Below are 5,940 nucleotides of genomic sequence, written 5' to 3' on the forward strand. Positions count from 1 at the left end.
TCCTGTTGTTTGAGAACTCAATAGTGTGCCAAGTTTGTTGATACCGATTGTTTTTTGATTGGTTGAATTTGCTGGTTGCCGCACCCCGTGTGGTGGCTGGTTTTTTTGGCTGGTTTCGAATTTTGTGCAGCGTGGTTGCCCGTTTTCCCGGGTTTCTGTGTTGTGTCTGTAATGCATTTACGGAGAGTTTGATCCTGGCTCAGGATGAACGCTGGCGGCGTGCTTAACACATGCAAGTCGAACGATGAACCTCACTTGTGGGGGGATTAGTGGCGAACGGGTGAGTAACACGTGAGTAACCTGCCCTTGACTCTGGGATAAGCCTGGGAAACCGGGTCTAATACTGGATACGACCTTCTGGCGCATGCCATGTTGGTGGAAAGCTTTTGTGGTTTTGGATGGACTCGCGGCCTATCAGCTTGTTGGTGGGGTAATGGCCTACCAAGGCGACGACGGGTAGCCGGCCTGAGAGGGTGACCGGCCACACTGGGACTGAGACACGGCCCAGACTCCTACGGGAGGCAGCAGTGGGGAATATTGCACAATGGGCGCAAGCCTGATGCAGCGACGCCGCGTGAGGGATGAAGGCCTTCGGGTTGTAAACCTCTTTCAGTAGGGAAGAAGCCGGCCTTTGGGTTGGTGACGGTACCTGCAGAAGAAGCGCCGGCTAACTACGTGCCAGCAGCCGCGGTAATACGTAGGGCGCAAGCGTTATCCGGAATTATTGGGCGTAAAGAGCTCGTAGGCGGTTTGTCGCGTCTGCCGTGAAAGTCCGGGGCTTAACCCCGGATCTGCGGTGGGTACGGGCAGACTAGAGTGCAGTAGGGGAGACTGGAATTCCTGGTGTAGCGGTGAAATGCGCAGATATCAGGAGGAACACCGATGGCGAAGGCAGGTCTCTGGGCTGTAACTGACGCTGAGGAGCGAAAGCATGGGGAGCGAACAGGATTAGATACCCTGGTAGTCCATGCCGTAAACGTTGGGCACTAGGTGTGGGGGACATTCCACGTTTTCCGCGCCGTAGCTAACGCATTAAGTGCCCCGCCTGGGGAGTACGGCCGCAAGGCTAAAACTCAAAGGAATTGACGGGGGCCCGCACAAGCGGCGGAGCATGCGGATTAATTCGATGCAACGCGAAGAACCTTACCAAGGCTTGACATGAACCGGAATGATGCAGAGATGTGTCAGCCACTTGTGGCCGGTTTACAGGTGGTGCATGGTTGTCGTCAGCTCGTGTCGTGAGATGTTGGGTTAAGTCCCGCAACGAGCGCAACCCTCGTTCCATGTTGCCAGCGGGTTATGCCGGGGACTCATGGGAGACTGCCGGGGTCAACTCGGAGGAAGGTGGGGACGACGTCAAATCATCATGCCCCTTATGTCTTGGGCTTCACGCATGCTACAATGGCCGGTACAAAGGGTTGCGATACTGTGAGGTGGAGCTAATCCCAAAAAGCCGGTCTCAGTTCGGATTGAGGTCTGCAACTCGACCTCATGAAGTTGGAGTCGCTAGTAATCGCAGATCAGCAACGCTGCGGTGAATACGTTCCCGGGCCTTGTACACACCGCCCGTCAAGTCACGAAAGTTGGTAACACCCGAAGCCGGTGGCCTAACCCCTTGTGGGAGGGAGCCGTCGAAGGTGGGACCGGCGATTGGGACTAAGTCGTAACAAGGTAGCCGTACCGGAAGGTGCGGCTGGATCACCTCCTTTCTAAGGAGCGCCTCAGGTTCATGTGCTCATCCTGTGTGGTGGGTGTGTGGCTTGCAGGAGTTAGCCCATAGCGCGGGCGTTTGTTCCGCGGTGGGTGCTCATGGGTGGAATATCAACGGATAGGTCCCTGGTGGGTCCTGGTGGCATTCGAGTACGAGCCGGCGTGTCTGTCGTGTCTCCTCCTTCGTGGAGGGGGTGTGTGGGTGCGGTGGTTGTGGAAAGGGTGGTGTCGGGGGTTGTCGGGGGGTGTTTGGCACACTGTTGGGTCCTGAGATAACAGGGCTCTTGTTCTGCGTGTCCTTGTAGGGGTGCTTGTTCTGGGTGTTGGTGATTCGTCGCTGGTGTCCGGGGTGGGTGGTCCTGGCGGGGGTGTCGTGGGGTGGGGGGTTCGGTTGTTTCTGGTTGTTCCTGCGCATGCTGTGTCCGGTCCTTCGGGGTTGGGTGTGGGTGTGACGGGGTTGTTGGTTGAGAACTGCATAGTGGACGCGAGCATCTTAAAAAGAAGCAATTTCTAAGATAAATCTGGTTTCGGACAAATGTTCGGGCCTGGTTTTCTCGATATGTTTTTTGATCTTTGTGGTCAAGTTTTTAAGGGCACACGGTGGATGCCTTGGCATCAGGAGCCGAAGAAGGACGTGGGAATCTGCGATAAGCCTGGGGGAGTTGATAACCGAACTTTGATCCCAGGATGTCCGAATGGGGAAACCCCGCCCGGCGCGCGAGTGACCGGGTGACCCGTATCTGAACACATAGGGTACGTGGAGGGAACGTGGGGAAGTGAAACATCTCAGTACCCACAGGAAGAGAAAACAATAGTGATTCCGTTAGTAGTGGCGAGCGAACGCGGAACAGGCTAAACCAGTGGTGTGTGATAGCCGGCGGGCGTTGCATCACTGGGGTTGTGGGACTTTCCGTTCCAGTTCTGCCGGACTGGTGAAATGAGTGCGTGCGTATAGGTGAACGGGTTTGAAAGCCCGGCCGGAGAGGGTGTAAGTCCCGTAACCGTAATGCGTGACGCCGTTTGGAGAGGATCCCAAGTAGCACGGGGCCCGAGAAATCCCGTGCGAATCTGCCAGGACCACCTGGTAAGCCTAAATACTCCCTGATGACCGATAGCGGACCAGTACCGTGAGGGAAAGGTGAAAAGTACCCCGGGAGGGGAGTGAAACAGTACCTGAAACCGTGTGCCTACAAACCGTCGGAGCAGACTTGTATCTGTGACGGCGTGCCTTTTGAAGAATGAGCCTGCGAGTTAGTGTTACGTCGCGAGGTTAACCCGTGTGGGGAAGCCGTAGCGAAAGCGAGTCTGAATAGGGCGAGCAGAGTGGCGTGATCTAGACCCGAAGCGAAGTGATCTACCCATGGCCAGGTTGAAGCGACGGTAAGACGTCGTGGAGGACCGAACCCACTTCAGTTGAAAATGGAGGGGATGAGCTGTGGGTAGGGGTGAAAGGCCAATCAAACTTCGTGATAGCTGGTTCTCCCCGAAATGCATTTAGGTGCAGCGTTGCGTGTTTCTTACCGGAGGTAGAGCTACTGGATGGCTAATGGGCCCTACAAGGTTACTGACGTCAGCCAAACTCCGAATGCCGGTAAGTGAGAGCGCAGCAGTGAGACTGTGGGGGATAAGCTTCATAGTCGAGAGGGAAACAGCCCAGACCACCAACTAAGGCCCCTAAGCGTGTGCTAAGTGGGAAAGGATGTGGAGTTGCCCAGACAACCAGGAGGTTGGCTTAGAAGCAGCCACCCTTGAAAGAGTGCGTAATAGCTCACTGGTCAAGTGATTCCGCGCCGACAATGTAGCGGGGCTCAAGTACACCGCCGAAGTTGTGGCATTCACATATATCCCAAGCCGGAGACTTGTTCTCTTGGTTCAAGGGTGTGGATGGGTAGGGGAGCGTCGTGTGGGCAGTGAAGTCGCGGTGTAAACCAGCGGTGGAGCCTACACGAGTGAGAATGCAGGCATGAGTAGCGAAAGACGGGTGAGAAACCCGTCCGCCGAATGATCAAGGGTTCCAGGGTCAAGCTAATCTGCCCTGGGTAAGTCGGGACCTAAGGCGAGGCCGACAGGCGTAGTCGATGGACAACGGGTTGATATTCCCGTACCGGCGAAGAACCGCCAATACTGATCGAGGGATACTAACCGCCAGAAGCATGACCGCCCACCCTTGTGGTGACGTGGTTTTTTGTGGATCGCGGGATCTGATCTCGGGAGGTAAGCGTATTAACAGGTGTGACGCAGGAAGGTAGCCAAGCCGGGCGATGGTTGTCCCGGTCTAAGGATGTAGGGCAGGACGTAGGCAAATCCGCGTTCTTGTGTTCGATCACGAGCCTGAGATCTGATGGGACCCCCGTATGGGGGAATTTGGTGATCCTATGCTGCCGAGAAAAGCATCGGCGCGAGGTTCCAGCCGCCCGTACCCCAAACCGACACAGGTGATCAGGTAGAGAATACTAAGGCGATCGAGAGAATTATGGTTAAGGAACTCGGCAAAATGCCCCCGTAACTTCGGGAGAAGGGGGGCCCCAACTGTGATGGTGACTAGCTCACCGGAGCGGATCAGGGCCGCAGAGACCAGGGGGAAGCGACTGTTTACTAAAAACACAGGTCCGTGCGAAGTCGCAAGACGATGTATACGGACTGACTCCTGCCCGGTGCTGGAAGGTTAAGAGGACCGGTTAGTTTCACGCTTGCGTGGGACGAAGCTGGGAATTTAAGCCCCAGTAAACGGCGGTGGTAACTATAACCATCCTAAGGTAGCGAAATTCCTTGTCGGGTAAGTTCCGACCTGCACGAATGGAGTAACGACTTCCCCGCTGTCTCAACCATAAACTCGGCGAAATTGCAGTACGAGTAAAGATGCTCGTTACGCGCAGCAGGACGGAAAGACCCCGAGACCTTCACTATAGTTTGGTATTGGTGTTCGGTGTGGCTTGTGTAGGATAGGTGGGAGACTGTGAAGCGTGGACGCCAGTTCACGTGGAGTCATCGTTGAAATACCACTCTGGTCACTCTGGATATCTAACTTCGGCCCGTAATCCGGGTCAGGGACAGTGCCTGATGGGTAGTTTAACTGGGGCGGTTGCCTCCTAAAAAGTAACGGAGGCGCCCAAAGGTTCCCTCAGCCTGGTTGGCAATCAGGTGGCGAGTGTAAGTGCACAAGGGAGCTTGACTGTGAGAGAGACATCTCAAGCAGGGACGAAAGTCGGGACTAGTGATCCGGCGGCACATTGTGGAATGGCCGTCGCTCAACGGATAAAAGGTACCTCGGGGATAACAGGCTGATCTTGCCCAAGAGTCCATATCGACGGCATGGTTTGGCACCTCGATGTCGGCTCGTCGCATCCTGGGGCTGGAGTAGGTCCCAAGGGTTGGGCTGTTCGCCCATTAAAGCGGTACGCGAGCTGGGTTTAGAACGTCGTGAGACAGTTCGGTCCCTATCCGCTGCGCGCGCAGGAAATTTGAGAAGGGCTGTCCTTAGTACGAGAGGACCGGGACGGACGAACCTCTGGTGTGTCAGTTGTACTGCCAAGTGCACCGCTGATTAGCTACGTTCGGATGGGATAACCGCTGAAAGCATCTAAGCGGGAAGCCTGCTTCAAGATGAGATTTCCATACACCTAGAGTGTGAGAGGCCCCCAGCCAGACCACTGGGTTGATAGGCCGGATGTGGAAGCAGGGACTAACGACCTGTGAAGCTGACCGGTACTAATAAGCCGATAACTTACACCACACACCCACCCCCACCACGGGACGGGCGTGACACCAGGGACCCAGGCAACCGGGCCCCCGGAGCCACACCCACCACCCACGGTGACCAACGGGGAGAGTGAAGATCACATGCTACGCGTCCACTATGCGGTTCCCAACCAACAACAGGAACCACCCACCACCACAGGTACCAGGGGTCCAACCCCCGGCACCTGATAGCGGCGGGATAATCGAAGATCGGGCTGAACAGAGCCCACACATCCAGCACGAACGATGTAACCACCAGACTTACCACCATCCGAACCCCCCACACACGGGGGGCGCCCGGACGGAACGGTAGCAAGGGTTACGGCGGTCATAGCGTGGGGGAAACGCCCGGTCCCATTCCGAACCCGGAAGCTAAGACCCACAGCGCCGATGGTACTGCACCCGAGAGAGTGTGGGAGAGTAGGACACCGCCGGACAACACTCCAACGGGAAGGCCCCGCACCACCAGGTGCGGGGCCTTCCCCACTTAAA

The 5,940-nt window shown here is 56.2% G+C and carries 3 rRNA genes; all 3 read left to right on the forward strand.

The features are described 5' to 3' along the window. Positions 1–176 precede the first annotated feature (176 nt). The 3 genes from AC0Z9V_RS18020 (at position 177) to rrf (ending at position 5,885) form a co-directional block, all read left to right on the forward strand. Positions 177–1,709: ribosomal RNA gene (locus AC0Z9V_RS18020) — 16S ribosomal RNA — on the forward strand. Positions 1,710–2,287: 578 nt separating this feature from the next. After that, positions 2,288–5,443 (forward strand): 23S ribosomal RNA (locus AC0Z9V_RS18025). Positions 5,444–5,768: 325 nt separating this feature from the next. Continuing rightward, positions 5,769–5,885 (forward strand): 5S ribosomal RNA (rrf, locus tag AC0Z9V_RS18030). The 16S, 23S and 5S rRNA genes sit together here, the layout of an rRNA operon. Positions 5,886–5,940 lie beyond the last annotated feature (55 nt).

The organism is Arthrobacter sp. UYP4 (assembly GCF_057291175.1).